Source organism: Streptococcus oralis (assembly GCF_024399415.1).
Classification (GTDB): Bacteria; Bacillota; Bacilli; order Lactobacillales; family Streptococcaceae; genus Streptococcus; species Streptococcus oralis_CS.
The window spans coordinates 1,671,883-1,689,265 of sequence record NZ_CP029257.1 but is presented as its reverse complement, the minus strand read 5'-3'; the positions used below and the strand labels follow the sequence as shown (position 1 = coordinate 1,689,265).

Annotated in this window: 17 protein-coding genes; 16 read left to right on the top strand and 1 reads right to left on the bottom strand. The window is 39.7% G+C overall.

Annotated elements, in window-relative coordinates; all coding sequences use genetic code 11:
- Window position 1: 1 nt before the first annotated feature.
- From cps4B to rfbB, 16 genes are all read left to right on the top strand, one after another.
- Window positions 2–733 (top strand): capsular polysaccharide biosynthesis protein Cps4B, encoded by a 732-nt coding sequence (gene cps4B / locus DG474_RS08135; RefSeq protein ID WP_255778043.1) that lies wholly within the window; start codon window positions 2–4, stop codon window positions 731–733.
- An 8-nt stretch (window positions 734–741) separates the two neighbouring features.
- Window positions 742–1,434 carry a capsular polysaccharide biosynthesis protein CpsC gene (cpsC, locus tag DG474_RS08130; protein WP_061415468.1) on the top strand — a complete coding sequence of 231 codons (693 nt, stop codon included), beginning with the start codon at window positions 742–744 and terminating at the stop codon, window positions 1,432–1,434.
- A 9-nt stretch (window positions 1,435–1,443) separates the two neighbouring features.
- Window positions 1,444–2,136, top strand: coding sequence for a tyrosine-protein kinase (locus DG474_RS08125; protein ID WP_255778042.1), 693 nt, complete (start codon window positions 1,444–1,446; stop codon window positions 2,134–2,136).
- A 22-nt stretch (window positions 2,137–2,158) separates the two neighbouring features.
- Complete coding sequence (locus DG474_RS08120; RefSeq protein WP_255778041.1) at window positions 2,159–3,526, top strand: sugar transferase; 1,368 nt, start codon at window positions 2,159–2,161, stop codon at window positions 3,524–3,526.
- A gap of 30 nt (window positions 3,527–3,556) precedes the next feature.
- On the top strand, window positions 3,557–4,729 hold the full coding sequence (cps2T, locus tag DG474_RS08115; protein WP_255778040.1) for a beta 1-4 rhamnosyltransferase Cps2T: 1,173 nt from the start codon (window positions 3,557–3,559) through the stop codon (window positions 4,727–4,729).
- A gap of 3 nt (window positions 4,730–4,732) precedes the next feature.
- A complete protein-coding gene (locus tag DG474_RS08110; protein WP_255778038.1) occupies window positions 4,733–5,884 on the top strand; it encodes a glycosyltransferase family 4 protein in 1,152 nt (383 codons plus the stop codon).
- An 8-nt stretch (window positions 5,885–5,892) separates the two neighbouring features.
- Window positions 5,893–6,894 carry a glycosyltransferase gene (locus DG474_RS08105; protein ID WP_045593133.1) on the top strand — a complete coding sequence of 334 codons (1,002 nt, stop codon included), beginning with the start codon at window positions 5,893–5,895 and terminating at the stop codon, window positions 6,892–6,894.
- 14 nt (window positions 6,895–6,908) lie between these two features.
- On the top strand, window positions 6,909–7,910 hold the full coding sequence (gene wefC, locus DG474_RS08100) for a receptor polysaccharide phosphotransferase WefC (protein WP_045593134.1): 1,002 nt from the start codon (window positions 6,909–6,911) through the stop codon (window positions 7,908–7,910).
- A 34-nt stretch (window positions 7,911–7,944) separates the two neighbouring features.
- Window positions 7,945–8,907, top strand: coding sequence for a glycosyltransferase family 2 protein (locus DG474_RS08095; RefSeq protein WP_255778035.1), 963 nt, complete (start codon window positions 7,945–7,947; stop codon window positions 8,905–8,907).
- A gap of 45 nt (window positions 8,908–8,952) precedes the next feature.
- Window positions 8,953–10,113: an O-antigen ligase family protein gene (locus tag DG474_RS08090; RefSeq protein WP_255778034.1), complete on the top strand. Its 1,161-nt coding sequence runs from the start codon at window positions 8,953–8,955 to the stop codon at window positions 10,111–10,113.
- Window positions 10,110–11,522, top strand: coding sequence for a flippase (locus DG474_RS08085; RefSeq protein WP_255778033.1), 1,413 nt, complete (start codon window positions 10,110–10,112; stop codon window positions 11,520–11,522). The genes DG474_RS08090 and DG474_RS08085 overlap by 4 nt, the downstream gene beginning before the upstream one ends.
- Before the next feature lie 9 nt (window positions 11,523–11,531).
- Window positions 11,532–12,635, top strand: a complete 1,104-nt coding sequence (gene glf, locus DG474_RS08080; protein ID WP_255778032.1) for a UDP-galactopyranose mutase — start codon at window positions 11,532–11,534, stop codon at window positions 12,633–12,635.
- 27 nt (window positions 12,636–12,662) lie between these two features.
- The gene (locus DG474_RS08075; protein ID WP_000878651.1) at window positions 12,663–13,715 is read left to right on the top strand and encodes a glycosyltransferase; all 1,053 of its coding nucleotides are present in this window, start codon (window positions 12,663–12,665) and stop codon (window positions 13,713–13,715) included.
- Window positions 13,716–13,786: 71 nt separating this feature from the next.
- Window positions 13,787–14,656: a glucose-1-phosphate thymidylyltransferase RfbA gene (rfbA, locus tag DG474_RS08070; RefSeq protein ID WP_247920572.1), complete on the top strand. Its 870-nt coding sequence runs from the start codon at window positions 13,787–13,789 to the stop codon at window positions 14,654–14,656.
- On the top strand, window positions 14,657–15,250 hold the full coding sequence (locus tag DG474_RS08065; protein WP_049477781.1) for a dTDP-4-dehydrorhamnose 3,5-epimerase family protein: 594 nt from the start codon (window positions 14,657–14,659) through the stop codon (window positions 15,248–15,250).
- 18 nt (window positions 15,251–15,268) lie between these two features.
- Complete coding sequence (rfbB, locus tag DG474_RS08060; RefSeq protein WP_255778031.1) at window positions 15,269–16,315, top strand: dTDP-glucose 4,6-dehydratase; 1,047 nt, start codon at window positions 15,269–15,271, stop codon at window positions 16,313–16,315.
- Window positions 16,316–16,375: 60 nt separating this feature from the next.
- Here rfbB and rfbD read toward each other — a convergent pair whose 3' ends face one another.
- Window positions 16,376–17,230: a dTDP-4-dehydrorhamnose reductase gene (gene rfbD, locus DG474_RS08055; RefSeq protein ID WP_125397552.1), complete on the bottom strand. Its 855-nt coding sequence runs from the start codon at window positions 17,228–17,230 to the stop codon at window positions 16,376–16,378.
- Window positions 17,231–17,383: the final 153 nt, after the last annotated feature.

The following is a 17,383-nucleotide window of genomic DNA, read 5'->3' as shown; positions in this document are numbered from 1 at the left end:
CATGATAGATATCCATTCGCACATCGTTTTTGATGTGGACGATGGTCCAAATTCGATAGAGGAGAGTAAAAAACTTCTTAGAGAGGCCTATAGTCAAGGAGTGCGGACAATCGTTTCAACATCGCATAGACGAAAAGGGATGTTCGAAACTCCTGAAGAAAAAATCGCAACCAACTTTCTGAAGGTACGAGAAATGGCTAAGGAAGTTGCTGATGACCTAATCATTGCCTATGGGGCAGAAATCTACTATACGCCAGATGTTGTTGAGAAGTTAGAAAAGAAATTAATCCCAACCCTTAACGATAGTCGCTATGCTTTGATTGAGTTTAGTATGAATACAGCTTATCGAGATATGCATAAGGGATTGAGTGATATTCTAATGTTAGGCATTACACCCGTCATTGCCCACATTGAACGTTACGATGCTTTAGAAAACAATGAAAAGCGCGTGCGAGAACTAATTGACATGGGATGTTATACTCAGGTTAATAGTTCTCATGTTTTGAAACCAAAACTCTTCGGAGAAACCTATAAATTTATGAAAAAGAGAGCCCAGTATTTCTTGGAACGAGATCTGGTTCACGTGATAGCAAGTGATATGCACAACTTGGATCACAGACCTCCTCATATGGAGGAAGCCTATGATATCATTGCCAAAAAATACAGTGAAGATAAGGCTAAGGAACTTTTTAAGGATAATCCCCGAAAAATAATAATGGATCAATTGATTTAGGAGAAAAAATGAAAGAACAAAATATGATGGAAATCGATGTATTTCACTTACTTAAAATCCTTTGGAAACGAAAATTTTTAATTGCTTTGGTAGCATTCGTGACAGGGACAGTAGCATTTGCCTACAGTAGTTTTATTGTGAAGCCGGAGTTTACGAGTACGACCCGAATTTATGTGGTCAATCGCAATCAGGGAGATAAGCCTGGCTTGACTAACCAAGACTTGCAAGCAGGATCTTACTTGGTAAAAGACTATCGCGAAATCATTCTCTCGCAAGACGTTTTAGAGAAGGTTGCGACTGATTTGAAACTAGAACTCCCTCCAAAAGGTCTAGCTAGTAAAATCAAGGTAACAGTTCCAGTGGATACGCGTATTGTATCGATTTCTGTTACAGACCGTGCACCTGAGGAAGCTAGCCGTATCGCCAACTCTTTGAGAGAGGTTGCGGCTCAAAAGATCATCAGCGTCACTCGCGTTTCGGATGTGACAACACTTGAAGAAGCACGCCCTGCAACATCGCCATCTTCACCAAATATTCGTCGCAATACCATGGTTGGATTCCTTGCGGGGGCGGTTGTGATGGTTGTCACAGTTCTCCTTGTTGAGCTCTTGGATACACGAGTGAAACGTCCAGAAGATATTGAGGACGTGATGCAAATTGCACTATTGGGAGTAGTTCCAAATTTGGATAAATTGAAATAGGAGAGAAAAATGCCAACGTTAGAAATTGCACAAAAAAAATTAGATTTGGCAAGAAAAGCAGAAGAATACTACAATGCCCTTCGCACCAATATTCAATTGAGTGGGAATAACTTGAAAGTGATTTCCATTACCTCTGTCAAACCAGGAGAAGGAAAATCAACAACTTCTACCAATATTGCTTGGGCTTTCGCGCGTGCAGGCTATAAGACACTGTTGATTGATGCGGATATCCGTAATTCAGTAATGTCAGGTGTCTTTAAATCACGGGAAAAGATTACAGGCCTAACAGAGTTCTTGTCAGGCACAACAGACCTATCACAAGGTTTATGTGAAACCAATGTTGAAAATTTGTTTGTCATTCAAGCGGGTTCTGTATCACCAAACCCAACAGCTTTGTTACAAAGTGAAAATTTTGCGACCATGATTGACACCTTACGCAAGTACTTTGACTACATCGTTGTAGATACTGCTCCGATTGGAGTTGTTATCGATGCGGCGATTATCACGCAGCAGTGTGACGCTTCTGTTTTAGTAACTGCGGCCGGTGAAACAAATCGTCGTGATATCCAAAAAGCTAAAGAACAACTCGAACAAACAAGCAAACCATTCTTAGGAATTGTGCTTAATAAACTCAATACTTCAGTTGAAAAATATGGCTCCTATGGAGCATATGGAAACTATGGGAATTATGGCAAAAAATAATAAATAGTTTAGGGAAGATATTATGGAAGAAAAGGGATTGAAGATTTCTTTGGCAGTTTTCCAGAGTTTTCTTGTCATTATTTTAGCTTATGTGCTCAGTTTTGTTAAAGAAACAGATATTGTATATACCTCAATGGTAATTCTATACATTCTCCATTATGTTGTCTTTCATATTAGTGATTATGGGCATGATTTTTTTAAAAGGGGTTATTTAGCAGAGTTTATCAACACGACAAAGTATATCGTGTTCTTTGCTTTAGCTATCAGTATTTCGAATTTTTTCTTAGAAGATCGTTTTAGTATCTCAAGACGAGGAATGATTTATTTTTTGACAATACACTCTATTCTGTTGTATTTGTTGAATCTATGCATTAAACGCTATAGAAAACGCATCTTTCCAAATCTCAAGGGGAGTAAGAAGATATTCTTGATAACAGCGACCTCTAGGGTTGAAAAAGTCATCGATAGGCTGATAGAGTCGGGAGAAATTTTTTGGAATTTGGTGGCGGTCAGTGTTTTAGACCAGCCTGATTTTCAGCATCAAACCTTAACCGTTGTACCTGCTGAGAACATCTTAGACTTTGCTACTCATGAAGTTGTCGATGAGGTCTTTATCAATCTACCAAGTGAAGAGTACGACATCGGGGAGTTTATTTCACTTTTTGAGACAATGGGAATTGACGTGACAGTAAATCTGAATGCTTTTAATAACTATCTAGGTAGTGATAAAAAAATTCGTGGGATGGCAGGGCTTAATGTTATCACGTTTTCTACAAAATTTTATAAGACCAGTCATGTCATTGCTAAACGATTCATTGATATTGTCGGTTCGATTGTCGGATTGATTATTTGTGGTTTGGTGAGCATTGTTTTGGTTCCGATGATTCGACAAGATGGTGGGCCAGCGATTTTTTCTCAAACGCGTATTGGGAAAAATGGTCGACATTTCACTTTCTATAAATTTAGATCCATGTGTGTGAATGCTGAGCAGCGGAAACAAGAACTTTTGGCGCAAAATACTATGCAGGGGGGCATGTTTAAGGTCGATGATGATCCTCGTATCACTCCAATTGGTCGCTTTATTCGTAAGACCAGCCTAGATGAGTTACCGCAGTTTTGGAATGTTTTAATGGGAGATATGAGTCTGGTTGGAACCCGTCCCCCAACAGTGGATGAGTATGAAAAATATACACCTGAACAAAAGCGTCGCTTGAGTTTTAAACCTGGGATAACAGGCTTGTGGCAAGTCAGTGGACGAAGCGAGATCAAGGATTTCGATGAAGTTGTCAAATTAGATGTAGCCTATATTGATGATTGGACTATTTGGAAAGATATTGAAATTTTACTGAAGACCGTTAAGGTTGTATTTATGAGAGATGGGGCGAAGTAATTTCTGCCCTTCAGTCCTGTTAGGAGAGAGATGAAACAGTCAGTTTATATCATTGGTTCAAAGGGGATTCCTGCCAAGTATGGAGGATTTGAGACCTTTGTTGAAAAATTAACCGAATACCAAAAAGACAGCAACATACAATACTATGTTGCTTGTATGCGTGAAAATTCAGCTAAATCTGGCATCACGGATGACCAGTTTGAGCACAATGGCGCCATTTGTTTCAACATTGATGTGCCTAATATTGGTCCGGCTCGTGCTATCGCTTACGATGTTGTAGCGGTCAATAAGGCTATTGAATTGGCTAAGGAAAACAAGGACGAGTCTCCCATTTTTTACATTCTAGCTTGTCGCATCGGGCCCTTTATTTCTGGCCTTAAGAAAAAGATTCGTGTGATCGGTGGCCGGTTGCTGGTAAATCCAGATGGTCATGAATGGCTACGAGCAAAATGGAGCTTACCAGTTCGTAAGTACTGGAAATTCTCAGAGCAACTCATGGTCAAGCATGCTGATTTATTGGTCTGTGACAGTAAAAATATCGAACAATATATTCGAGAGGACTATAAACAGTATCAACCAAAGACCACCTATATTGCCTATGGGACAGACACTGCTCCTTCAAGCCTGAAGGCAGAAGATACCAAGGTTCGAAACTGGTATCAGGAAAAAGGTGTTAGCGAAAATGGCTATTATCTAGTGGTGGGACGATTCGTTCCTGAAAACAACTACGAAACCATGATTCGTGAATTTATCAAGTCCAAGTCCAAGAAGGACTTCGTCCTCATCACAAATGTCGAGCAGAATAAATTTTACGATCAGTTGTTACAGGATACTGGTTTTGACAAAGATCCTAGGGTCAAATTTGTCGGTACGGTCTATGACCAAGAATTGCTCAAGTATATTCGTGAAAATGCTTTTGCCTATTTCCATGGACATGAGGTTGGAGGGACCAACCCTTCTCTACTGGAAGCCCTAGCATCTACAAAACTGAATTTGTTGCTAGATGTTGGGTTTAACCGTGAGGTTGGTGAAGACGGGGCAATTTATTGGAAAAAAGATGAGTTGGCACACGTCATTGAGAAAGTAGAGGGATTTGATCAGGTAGTGATAGCTGACTTGGATTTCAAGTCAAGCCAAAGAATTCTCTCAGCTTTCACATGGGAAAAGATTGTGTCAGATTATGAAGAAGTGTTTAAAGGATAGGGAATGAAACGGATTTTATACTTACATGCTGGTGCAGAAATGTATGGAGCAGATAAGGTTTTACTGGAATTGATCAAAGGATTGGATCACAAAGAATTTGAAGTTCACGTCATCCTGCCAAATGATGGTGTTTTAGTTGAGGCCTTGCGTCAAGTTGGAGCTCAGGTCAGCGTGTTGGATTATCCGATTTTACGAAGGAAGTATTTTAATCCCAAAGGCATTGTTGACTATATTCGCTCTTATAATTTCTATGCTAAGCAAATCGCCCTCTACGCTCAAGAACACAGTATTGATATGGTTCACAATAATACAGCGGCTGTTTTGGAGGGCATCTATTTGAAACGCAAGTTCAAGCTACCTTTGATTTGGCATGTTCATGAGATTATCGTCAAACCCAAAGCTATTTCTGATTTTATCAATATGCTCATGGGACGATATGCAGACAAGATTGTGACGGTGTCCCAAGCGGTTGCCAATCATATCAAGCAGTCTCCATTTATCAAAGATAGCCAAGTGAAAGTGATTTATAACGGTGTGGATAATACTGTCTATTACCCAATGGATGCGTCATCTATTCGTGAAAAATTTGATATTGCTCAAGATGCACTTGTGATTGGCATGATTGGTCGGGTTAATGCTATCAAAGGACAAAATGATTTCATAGAAGCAGTTGAGCCACTTTTGGAAAAGAATGAGCAAGCGGTGGCTTTCCTAGCTGGAGGTGTTTTCCCTGGTGAAGAATGGCGTTTAGAAGAACTAGATAAGAGAATAGCTTCTTCATCTGTTGTGTCACAAATTCATCGTATTGATTACTACGATAAGACTTCTGAACTATACAATATGTTTGATATTTTTGTCCTACCAAGTATAAAACCCGATTCCTTACCTACAGTAGTCCTAGAAGCGATGGCATGTTCAAAACCAGTTGTTGGTTATAACAATGGGGGAATAGCTGAAATGGTAGTAGATGACAAAAGTGGTTGCTTAGTCAAACCAAATCGTCCTCAAGAACTTTCTAAAGCCATTTCTCTCTTACTAGATAGTTCTGAAAAAAGAGAAAAATTTGGGCGAGTAGGATATCAGAGACAAAAAGAGCTGTTTTCTTTGGAGAGTTACATCAAAAACTTCTCGGAATTTTATGATAATTTACAATAAGGGGTATAATGGAAAATTTAATCATTTTAGACAGTGAGCTGCAAAAAAAGAATGAAGAGCATTATCAATCTCTTCATGGCGGGAGCCGAGTAGTTTATACCAACTATGAAAGTCCACTTATAAGAAGAGTACGTAATTTCAAATACATCGGTAGTGCTTTGTATCATTTTTTAATGTGGAAAATGTCCTATGATTATGCTCGGAAATTCATAAAATATGATGTCAAGAAAATTATTTGTGTAAATCCTCTTGTAGGTATCTTTTTAGGAATTTTAAATAAAAGTGGCAAGGAAATTACATTAGCAGGATTTTTGTTTGAGAATAAGAAAAATAAAATCTATTATTATTTACGAAAGCAACTTGTGAAAAAGTCTTTCCAGAATATCGGAAATATCATAGTCTATGGTTCAAAAGAAATTCATTATTATTCGGAACTCTTTCCAGAATTTCAGGAGAAATTTAAATTTATTCATTACGGCTTAGATTATGATAATCAACTAACTTATCAAGGTTCTTTACCAACTAAGTATATCTTTTCAGGTGGAGGTAGTAACCGAGATTATGAGACTTTAGTCAAGGCAGTGGAGACTTCAAACCTTTCAATGCCGTGTGTGATTGCAACTCAGCCATGGAGAGTTCCTACGCATGGTTCAAACATTCAAGTTTTATCTGATGTAGTAGTAGAAACCTTTGGAGATGTATTAGCTAAGTCTGATTTCCTTGTCCTATCGTTAAACGATATTGATTTATCCGCTGGTCATATGGTTATGCTTCAAGCAATGTCTTTAGGAGTTCCTATCATTGTAAATGACATCCCATCTGTTCGAGATTATGTTGATGAATCCTTGGTGACTTTTTATCCTTCAGGGGATTTTGAGGCACTAGCACAGCTAATGGAACATTTCAATCCTATGGTTGATGATATTATTCAAAAAGTTAGTAAAGCAAAGGCCCTATACTTTGAACAATATACCTCTATAAAATTGATGGATAGACTATTGGAATTTTAAATAGGAGAGATTGAATGGTAGAAAAGATTGACTTTGTTGTCGCATGGGTTGATGGGAATGATCCAGTCTGGAGAGAAAAGAAGGCTCAATACGATGGCTCAGTAAACACTTTTAAAAAAGGTATGAACTCAGTGAAAGCCTATCGAGAATGGGGAACTTTTAAATACTGGTTTAGAGGTGTGGAAAAATTTGCTCCTTGGGTCAATAAGATCTACCTCGTGACCGATCAGCAAAAGCCAAGCTGGTTAGATATAAACAGTGAAAAATTGGTGCTAGTAGATCATACAGAGATTATCTGTAATGACTACTTACCAGTTTTTTCTGCCAATCCTATTGAAAGCAATATCCATCGAATCCATGGACTCTCTGAGCACTTTGTCTTTTTTAATGACGATATGTATTTGACGGCTCCAGTTGAACCAACAGATTTTTTCTCGGAGGATGGTTTGCCAAAGTATGTTACAGCTTTAGCTCCAATTACTACAGAGAGATATGGGACAGGGCATTTCCAAATGAATGATATGGGAATTATCACTAGTCATTTTTCGAAGGAAGAAATTTTTAAAAATGGCCACTTTTTTTCCTTTAAGCATGGAATTAAACAATTAATCAAGACTTTACTTTATGGAACTACTAAGTTTATCTGTGGTTTCTGGGAAAGCCATTTACCTTACCCCCTATTAAAATCAACGATGGACTTGGTATGGGAAAAGGAAAAAGCAGTCTTGGAGGGGACCTCAGCGAGTCGCTTCAGAAGTCCCTCTGATACTAATGTTTGGCTCTTTAAGTATTGGCAGATTGCAAGTGGTCAATACGCTATCGGAAATCCTAAGTTGGGGGGACTCTTTTCTTTGGATAATGCCGGACCAGATTTTTGGAAATTACTGAATTCTGGTAGATACCAAATTATGTGTATTAATGACGGACATAATATTCAAGATGAGGATCAAGTGATGACGGACTTCGTCAAGGCCATGGACCAACTGCTTCCTGATAAAAGCTCATTTGAAATTTAAACAGTAAAACTAAATAAGAGAAAGAAAAGAAAAGATGATTTCGGTAATTGTACCTGTATACAATGTGGAGGACTACCTTCATTATGCCATGGAGAGTTTAGAAAATCAGACTTACAAGGATATGGAGGTCCTCTTGGTCGATGATGGGTCGAGTGATGGCTCAGGTCTCTTGTGTGACCAGTATGCCCAGCAGTATGATTGGGTGACGAGCTACCACAAGGTCAACGGTGGTTTATCTGATGCTCGCAACTATGGGGTCTTGAAAGCCAAGGGTGACTGGATCACCTTCCTAGATCCGGATGACTATTTGGAACCTTGCGCCTTGGAACTGCTAGCAGAGCTACAAGGTCGTACCCAAGCAGATATGGTTAGTGGTAAAGTGGAGCCGACAGCCCACTATCATCGTTATCAAAATTTTCGCTTGGATCAGCTTGATCTAGACCAGGTTAAAGTCTATGATAAGGCGAAGGCTCTGACGGAAATGCTCTACGGAGACCTTGTGACGGTCTCTGCTTGCGGGAAACTCTATCGGAAAGAACTTCTGGAGAAAGCTCCCTTCCCCAAGGGGCGCATCTACGAAGACCTCTATGTAATCAGTGAGCATCTCAACCAAGCCCAATCAGTTGCCTTGTACCATCTTCCGATTTACCATTATTACCATAGACCCGGTAGCATTACTGCATCGGCTTTCACGCCTAAACAATACGAGTTTTATGAAGCAATTGATCATTTAAAAGAGGTTGTGAATGCAACCTATCCTGAGAGTTCAGAACTCCAAGAAGCCATTATTTCTCGATTCTTTACAGGAAGTCTTCTTATCTTTACAATGATTCATGATGGAAATCCAGCAGAGTTCAAGCAACTTCAGGAGAAGATGAGGCCATATTTGCCTCTTGTCTTGAAGAATGCTAGAGTTAGTAAGAAACGTAAGATTCTCTATGTTTTGATTAGTAGGTATCCACGCCTCTATTTTTACTTTAAAAAGTGGAAGAAATAAACGACTGAATGAAAAAAGTTCAGAAATTAGAAAAGGAAAATGAAGATGTTAAAGATAGAACGTGATAAATTGCTAGTGACAGCAGTATTATTTGTGATAATTTCTATAGATATGATAAACACTTCAATGTTAGCACCTGTATTACCTAGTATACCTAATTTTGTTCCTTTCTTTGCAATCATGTTACTAGCTGTGCGTTTTTTATATATTCGTAGCTATTCTTTGAGTTTTTTAATATTTGCACCTATCCTCATTTTAGTTGGAAGTATGGTTTATTATAAGGCAGGAAACTTAAATGGTTTAATGTTTTTGCTGTTGATTGTTTTTCTTTATAAAGCAGATTTAGAGTCGATACTTAAAATTTATACTTGGACGAGTTTATCTTTTATAGTGTTTATTATTTTACTATCGTTAGTCAATGTTATTCCTAATTTACAGTTTGTTCAAACTCGCCCCGTGGGAGTGGTTGTACGTAACTCTTTTGGTTTTATCTATCCAACCGACTTTGCTTCTCATTGTTTCTATCTCTTTACTGCCCTTTCCTATCTCCTTAGAAAGAAGTTTATCTTCCTGAGAACCCTATCAGGTGTAGCCTTGGCGGCCTTTATTATTTATTATTGTGATGCCCGTTTAAATGCAGGCTCCATCTTAGCAGCAACAGGAATTTTTCTATACTTTTATTATCGTAACAAGACTGAATGGCGTTTATTTTCCCTACTGCCTTTTTCGGCTGGTATCGCTTCTTCGGTCATGATTTATCTATCCAACAAGTTTAGTTGGTCTCATCCAATATATGTTTCTCTGAATAACTTTTTCGGAATGCGATTGTATTTGGGACATGAAGCGCTTAAGAAATATGGCGTACAGTTATTTGGAATTCGTGGAATTTCCTTTGTTGGATATGGAGGAAAGACAGAAACGGTTTTGAACTATGACTATGTAGATTCGTCTTATGTACAAATGTTATTTACTTACGGTTTGATTCCAGTTGTTATGTTGGTATGCCTATACATGGTTCAGTCTTGGACTCTCTATCGTAGGAAGAACTATTTATTGTTAACCTGCCTGGCCTTAGTAACAGTCAATTGTATGTTTGAGGCCTTCTGGGTTCGTCCATCATACAATATTTTTATGTTCCTTCTTTTTGCTACCATCCCAGCGATGGAATTTGAAGGAGAAAAATCTGAGATGGGGGAAGCCGTGTGAGAGTTTTAAAAAATTACTTGTACAATCTGTCCTATCAGTTACTTGTCATCGTCCTACCAGTGATTACAACTCCCTATATCACCCGAGTTTTCTCTTCGGATGATTTGGGGTCTTACGGATACTATAACTCTATCGTGACTTATTTTATCCTACTAGCGACGCTGGGAGTAGCCAATTATGGGACCAAGGAAATTTCCGGCCATCGTAAGGAAGTTGAAAAGACCTTCTGGGGTATTTACAGTTTACAAGTCATTTCAACCTGTTTAGCGGTTACGCTTTATATCATTGTCTGCTTACTTGTGCCGTCGATGAACAATCCAATCGCCTATATACTTGGCTTTAGTTTGCTGTCTCGTGGTTTTGATATTTCTTGGCTTTTTCAAGGGTTAGAAGATTTCAAAAAAATCACAGCTCGTAACACAATGGTCAAACTTCTAGGTGTTGTATCGATATTCCTATTTGTTAAGAAACCATCTGACTTGTACTTGTATATCATCCTCTTAGTTGCCTATGATCTACTAGGTCAGTTGAGTATGTGGCTTCCTGCTCGGGAACACATTCGCAAGCCGCATCTGGATATAGCCTATGCCAAAGAGCATATCAAACCAGTCATTCTCTTGTTTCTGCCACAGATTGCCATTTCGCTCTACATCACGCTAGATCGCACGATGCTAGGTGCCTTGTCTTCGACTAAGGATGTTGGGATCTATGATCAAGCCTTGAAATTATTGAATATTTTGTTAACTTTGGTAACGTCCCTAGGTAGTGTCATGTTGCCTCGGGTCTCCAATCTTCTCTCATTAGGCAATCAAAAGGCGGTTAACAAGTTACATGAAATGTCTTTCTTAGTGTATAATTTAGTCATCTTCCCGATGATTGCGGGGATTTTGATTGTTAACAAAGATTTTGTCAATTTTTTCTTAGGACAAGACTTCCAAGATGCTCGCTATGCGATTGCCATCATGGTCTTTAGAATGTTCTTTATTGGCTGGACTAATATCATGGGAATTCAAATCTTGATTCCTCACAATAAGAATCGTGAATTTATGCTGTCAACAACTATTCCAGCTATTTTCAGTGTAGGCTTGAATCTCCTCTTAATCCCGCCTTTGGGCTATATTGGAGCTTCAATCGTGTCTGTTGCGACTGAAGGTTTAGTCTGGCTGATTCAACTCTACTTTACACGTTCGTACCTAAAAGAGGTCAAGATTCTACCATCCATGCTAAAAATACTTCTAGCAGCACTCCTGATGTACGGCGCCTTGTATTCTGTACAAGCTTTCATGCACTTCTCGTCTGTTGTGAATGTCTTGATCTATTCTCTGCTTGGCTTCCTAGTCTACGGTGGCTTGATTTTGGTCTTACGTGTCTTGGATTTTCAAGAACTAAAAAGTGTTTTAAAGAAATAAGGAGATTTTATGTACGATTATTTGATTGTCGGTGCTGGCTTGTCAGGTGCAATCTTTGCCTACGAAGCTAACAAACGTGGCAAGAAGGTGAAGGTGATTGATAAACGAGAACACATTGGTGGGAATATCTATTGCCAATCTGTTGAAGGAATCAATGTCCACAAGTATGGGGCTCATATCTTCCATACATCTAATAAAAAGGTCTGGGATTATGTCAATCAGTTTGCGGAGTTTAACAATTACATCAATTCTCCTATTGCCAACTATCAAGGACATCTTTACAATCTGCCTTTCAACATGAATACTTTCTATGCTTTGTGGGGGACAAAGACACCCCAAGAAGTCAAGGACAAAATTGCTGAGCAGACGACGCACATGCAAGATGTTGAGCCAAAAAACTTAGAGGAACAAGCCATTAAGTTGATTGGTACGGATGTCTATGAAAAGCTAATCAAGGGTTACACCGAAAAGCAATGGGGGCGTTCTGCTACTGAACTACCACCCTTTATCATCAAGCGTTTACCAGTTCGATTGACTTATGACAATAATTATTTCAACGACCGTTACCAAGGGATTCCAATTGGTGGTTACAATGTCATCATCGAAAAGTTGTTGGAAGGAATCGAAGTAGAGCTTAATACAGATTTCTTTGCAGATCGGGAGAACTTGGAGGCTTCAGCAACTAAGATTGTCTTCACAGGGATGATTGATCAGTTCTTTGACTATAAGTTTGGTGAACTTGAGTATCGCAGTCTCCGTTTTGAGCATGAGGTTCTGGACCAAGAAAATTATCAAGGAAATGCTGTAGTCAACTATACTGAACGTGATATTCCTTATACGCGTATCATCGAACACAAACATTTTGAGTTTGGGACTCAGGACAAGACGGTTATTACTCGAGAATATCCAGCAGATTGGAAAAGAGGAGATGAACCTTACTATCCAATCAATGATGCCAAAAACAATGCTATTTATGAGCAGTACCTAGCAGAAGCTGAGAAAAATAGCCACGTTATCTTCTGTGGTCGCTTGGCAGATTATAAATACTATGATATGCATGTGACTGTTGAACGTGCATTGGATGTGGTAGAAGAAGAACTAGGGAGCATCTAAGAATATCACAGATAAAGGGGAGAAAAGGTGAAATATTATCTGAAGGATTCATTTCTGCATAATGCACACGAAAAGAATGCAGGGAGTAAGGCGCGAAATGATGTAGAATCTATTCTAATCTCAGAGGGTTATGAGGGGTTGGAGCTCAAGGTTGAGAATTGGTATAAGATGAATTTCTTTAAAGCTCAACAACACAAATATCGTGCGACCAAGTCTGTGTTTGATCAGTTGGGAGCCGGAGATGAATTGGTGATTCAGTTCCCTATTATCCACCATACATTTTTCATCTCACAACTCATTAAGCAGGCGCAAAAGAGAGGAGCAAAATTCTATCTTTTGATCCATGATATTGAAACCTTGCGTCATGCAGCAGGTTCGGAAGTGAAATTCCGTCATAAAGTGCGCAATTACTTCCAAGAAAAGAAAGCTTTGATGTCAGTGGATGGCATTATCGTTCATAACGATATCATGAAGAAAGTTCTGGTAGGTCAAGGAGTGCCAGCAGATAAAATGGTTAGCTTGGAAATTTTTGACTATCTGATTCCAAACTTTGCTGAAAAACCAAATCTCCAAAAAGACCAGCCTATTATCGTAGCTGGAAATTTGAACCCTGCAAAGTCAGGTTATCTTTATAACTTGCCAGACCAGCCCGCCTATAACTTGTATGGGGTGGGCTACGATGAAAGTCGTGCATTGAAAAACACTAGCTACTTTGGTTCCTTTATGCCAGATGACCTCCCAGCTGCTCTTGAAGGTAGTTTTGGTTTGGTCTGGGACGGAGACAGCTCAGAAACCTGCCAAGGTTCTTACGGGAACTACCTACGTTTTAACAACTCGCACAAGGCCTCTCTCTACTTAGCTTCAGGTTTTCCCCTAATAGTCTGGAAAGAGTCGGCTCTCGCACATTTTGTTCTGGATAAACAGTGTGGTCTAGCAGTTGATTCTCTACACGACCTCCAAAAAGTACTAGATGATTTGACACTTCAAGACTACAAGGAACTTTCAGAACAAGCTAGGAAAGTTGGAGCCGCTCTTCGAGATGGAGCCTATTTAAAAGCTGCCTTATCCAAATTGAAGTAAATTCCTTAGGGAATTTGGGATAAAATGAAATATAATATAGGATAGGTAATTAGCCAGAAAGGAAGCCTATTATGAAAGGTATTATTCTTGCGGGTGGTTCAGGTACCCGACTGTACCCACTTACTCGAGCTGCATCAAAACAGCTGATGCCAGTTTATGATAAACCCATGATTTATTATCCTTTGTCAACCTTGATGTTGGCTGGGATTAAGGACATTTTGATCATCTCAACACCACAGGATTTGCCCCGTTTTAAGGATCTGCTCTTGGATGGTTCCGAATTTGGAATCAAGCTTTCCTATGCGGAACAGCCTAGTCCCGACGGACTTGCTCAGGCTTTTCTTATCGGTGAAGAATTTATCGGCGACGATAGTGTTGCCTTGATTTTAGGCGATAATATCTATCATGGGCCTGGTTTGAGCAAAATGCTTCAAAAGGCAGCCAAGAAAGAGAAGGGCGCGACTGTTTTTGGCTACCAAGTGAAGGATCCAGAGCGTTTTGGTGTGGTCGAGTTTGATAAAGACATGAATGCTATTTCCATAGAAGAAAAACCGGAGAATCCTCGCTCTAACTATGCAGTGACAGGTCTTTATTTCTATGACAATGATGTTGTGGAGATTGCCAAACAGATCAAACCAAGCGCACGTGGTGAGTTGGAAATCACAGATGTCAATAATGCTTATTTGAAGCGTGGGGATTTGTCAGTTGAAGTTATGGGGCGTGGTTTTGCCTGGTTGGATACAGGGACGCATGAGAGTCTGTTAGAAGCGTCCCAATATATCGAAACGGTTCAACGAATGCAAAATCTTCAGGTTGCCAACCTGGAAGAAATTGCCTACCGAATGGGCTATATCAGCCGCGAAGATGTGCTGAAGTTGGCGCAACCTCTCAAGAAGAATGAATACGGGCAATACTTGCTTCGTTTGATTGGAGAAATCTAGATGACAGATAATTTTTTCGGCAAAACACTTGCAGTGCACAAGATTGATGCCATTCCAGGTATGTTAGAGTTTGACATTCCAGTTCATGGAGACAATCGTGGCTGGTTTAAGGAAAATTTTCAGAAAGAAAAGATGCTACCGCTTGGTTTTCCTGAAAGCTTCTTTGCTGAAGGAAAACTGCAAAATAACGTCAGCTTTTCTCGTAAAAATGTTCTTCGAGGACTCCATGCTGAACCTTGGGACAAGTACATCTCAGTAGCAGATGGTGGCAAGGTTCTGGGTTCTTGGGTTGACCTACGTGAAGGTGAGACTTTTGGAAATGTTTATCAGACCGAGATTGATGCAAGTAAGGGAATCTTTGTCCCTCGTGGCGTGGCCAATGGTTTCCAAGTCCTCTCGGATACAGTTTCTTATAGCTATCTGGTCAATGACTACTGGGTACTTGAACTCAAGCCTAAATATGCCTTTGTCAACTATGCAGATCCAGCCTTGGGCATCCAGTGGGAAAACCTAGCAGAAGCAGAAGTTTCGGAAGCAGATAAACATCATCCACTGCTTAAGGATGTCAAACCACTAAGAAAAGAAGATTTGTAAAAAGGTTAAGGAATAAAAATGACTGAATACGAAAATATCATCGTGACGGGTGGAGCAGGATTTATCGGTTCTAACTTTGTTCATTATGTTTATAATAACTTTCCAGACGTCCATGTGACAGTACTGGACAAGCTGACTTATGCGGGTAATCGTGCCAATATTGAAGAAATTATAGGTGATCGTGTTGAGTTGGTTGTTGGAGATATTGCAGATGCAACCTTGGTCGATAAGCTAGCTGCTCAAGCAGATGCCATTGTTCACTACGCTGCAGAAAGTCACAATGACAACTCACTGAATGATCCGAGCCCCTTTATCCATACCAACTTCATCGGGACCTACACTCTTTTGGAAGCAGCACGTAAATACGACCTTCGTTTCCACCATGTTTCGACTGACGAAGTCTATGGGGACCTGCCTTTGCGTGAAGATTTGCCAGGTCATGGAGAAGGTCCAGGTGAGAAATTTACGGCTGAAACTAAGTACAATCCCAGCTCGCCTTACTCATCAACCAAGGCGGCTTCAGACTTGATTGTCAAAGCTTGGGTGCGCTCATTTGGTGTTAAAGCGACTATTTCTAACTGTTCAAACAACTATGGTCCTTACCAGCATATCGAGAAGTTCATTCCGCGCCAAATCACCAATATTTTGAGTGGAATCAAGCCAAAACTCTATGGTGAAGGTAAGAATGTCCGTGACTGGATCCATACCAATGACCATTCTTCAGGTGTTTGGACGATTCTGACTAAAGGTCAAATCGGTGAAACCTACTTGATTGGTGCGGATGGTGAGAAGAACAATAAAGAAGTGCTGGAACTCATCCTCGAGGAAATGGGACAGCCAGCTGATGCTTATGACCATGTGACGGATCGAGCTGGTCACGACCTTCGCTATGCTATTGATGCTAGCAAGCTCCGTGATGAACTAGGGTGGGAGCCAGAGTTTACCAATTTTGAAGCAGGTCTCAAAGAGACCATTAAGTGGTATACAGACAACCAAGAATGGTGGAAATCTGAAAAAGAAGCAGTCGAAGCCAACTATGCTAAGACACAACAAATAATTAAGTAATCAGATACTAAAAAGCAAGAGAATTTAAAGCCTCTTGCTTTTTATGTATGTCGTAATCTGTTATTTTCTTACTTCTTGTTTATAAAACTCTTTAAGGGCATCTTGCCAGGTTGGAATGACGAAACCTGTGGCCTTCGCTTTGGCTAAACTCATGGTTGAGTTGAGGGGGCGTTTAGCCTTGGCAGGAAACTTGCTGGAGTCTACCGGAATCACTTCAACATCACTGTCCTTAAGAATCTCGACAGCGAAGTCATACCAAGTGGTATCTTCAGTGGAGTCATTTGATAAGTGGTAGTAGCCAAATGCTTTTTGATTTTCAGTCAAGTAAATCATGAACTCAGCCAAGGTACGTGTCCAAGTTGGACGACCGTGTTGGTCGTTGACAACAGTGAGAGTTTTATGGGTTTTAGCAAGATTTTGCATGGTAAAGACAAAGTTCTTGCCATAATTTCCAAAGACCCAAGCAGTACGGATGATATAATGCTGTGACGTAAGGTTTTCAACAAGTTCCTCACCCATTCTCTTGGTACGTCCGTACTCTGTTTGCGGATCAGGTAGGTCATCGACTTCCCATTCTTGTCCGACGGGTTTCTTCCCATCAAAGACGTAGTCTGTTGAGATATAGACCAGAGTAGCTCCGTATTTCTCAGAGGCCTTGGCTACATTTTCAGTTCCAGTTACGTTGATGGCAAAATCCAGTTCTTTTCCCTCATCTTCTGCCGCATCAACAGCAGTATAAGCTGCACAATGATAGACCAGAGTTGGATTAACCTCGGCAAAGACTTTCTCAACCATTTCAGCATTAGTGATATCCATTTCGGCCACATCCACTGCAACATAGTCCACATTTCGTTCATCTAATAAATAACGTAGTTCTGTACCGAGTTGACCATTTGCACCTGTAATTAATATCATTGTCTTCTCCTTAACTTTTCTTCTATCTAATCATAGCAAAAAAATGATAAAAAATCTGATTTTCGGCCCTTGTTTTGATGGTTTCTATCCGATAAGAATCTGTTTTTGAAATAAAGCTGTTTATTAGATTCTTTGAGATAGAATTTTATTATA

Excerpts from the sequence above, each read along its gene's own strand:
- DG474_RS08110 (WP_255778038.1), top strand. The coding sequence starts at position 4,733 with ATGAAACGGATTTTATACTTACATGCTGGTGCAGAAATGTATGGAGCA.
- DG474_RS08095 (WP_255778035.1), top strand. The coding sequence starts at position 7,945 with ATGATTTCGGTAATTGTACCTGTATACAATGTGGAGGACTACCTTCAT.
- DG474_RS08065 (WP_049477781.1), top strand. The coding sequence starts at position 14,657 with ATGACAGATAATTTTTTCGGCAAAACACTTGCAGTGCACAAGATTGAT.
- DG474_RS08105 (WP_045593133.1), top strand. The coding sequence starts at position 5,893 with ATGGAAAATTTAATCATTTTAGACAGTGAGCTGCAAAAAAAGAATGAA.
- cpsC (WP_061415468.1), top strand. The coding sequence starts at position 742 with ATGAAAGAACAAAATATGATGGAAATCGATGTATTTCACTTACTTAAA.
- cps2T (WP_255778040.1), top strand. The coding sequence starts at position 3,557 with ATGAAACAGTCAGTTTATATCATTGGTTCAAAGGGGATTCCTGCCAAG.
- cps4B (WP_255778043.1), top strand. The coding sequence starts at position 2 with ATGATAGATATCCATTCGCACATCGTTTTTGATGTGGACGATGGTCCA.
- rfbA (WP_247920572.1), top strand. The coding sequence starts at position 13,787 with ATGAAAGGTATTATTCTTGCGGGTGGTTCAGGTACCCGACTGTACCCA.
- rfbD (WP_125397552.1), bottom strand. The coding sequence starts at position 17,230 with ATGATATTAATTACAGGTGCAAATGGTCAACTCGGTACAGAACTACGT.
- rfbB (WP_255778031.1), top strand. The coding sequence starts at position 15,269 with ATGACTGAATACGAAAATATCATCGTGACGGGTGGAGCAGGATTTATC.
- DG474_RS08125 (WP_255778042.1), top strand. The coding sequence starts at position 1,444 with ATGCCAACGTTAGAAATTGCACAAAAAAAATTAGATTTGGCAAGAAAA.
- DG474_RS08090 (WP_255778034.1), top strand. The coding sequence starts at position 8,953 with ATGTTAAAGATAGAACGTGATAAATTGCTAGTGACAGCAGTATTATTT.
- DG474_RS08120 (WP_255778041.1), top strand. The coding sequence starts at position 2,159 with ATGGAAGAAAAGGGATTGAAGATTTCTTTGGCAGTTTTCCAGAGTTTT.
- wefC (WP_045593134.1), top strand. The coding sequence starts at position 6,909 with ATGGTAGAAAAGATTGACTTTGTTGTCGCATGGGTTGATGGGAATGAT.
- glf (WP_255778032.1), top strand. The coding sequence starts at position 11,532 with ATGTACGATTATTTGATTGTCGGTGCTGGCTTGTCAGGTGCAATCTTT.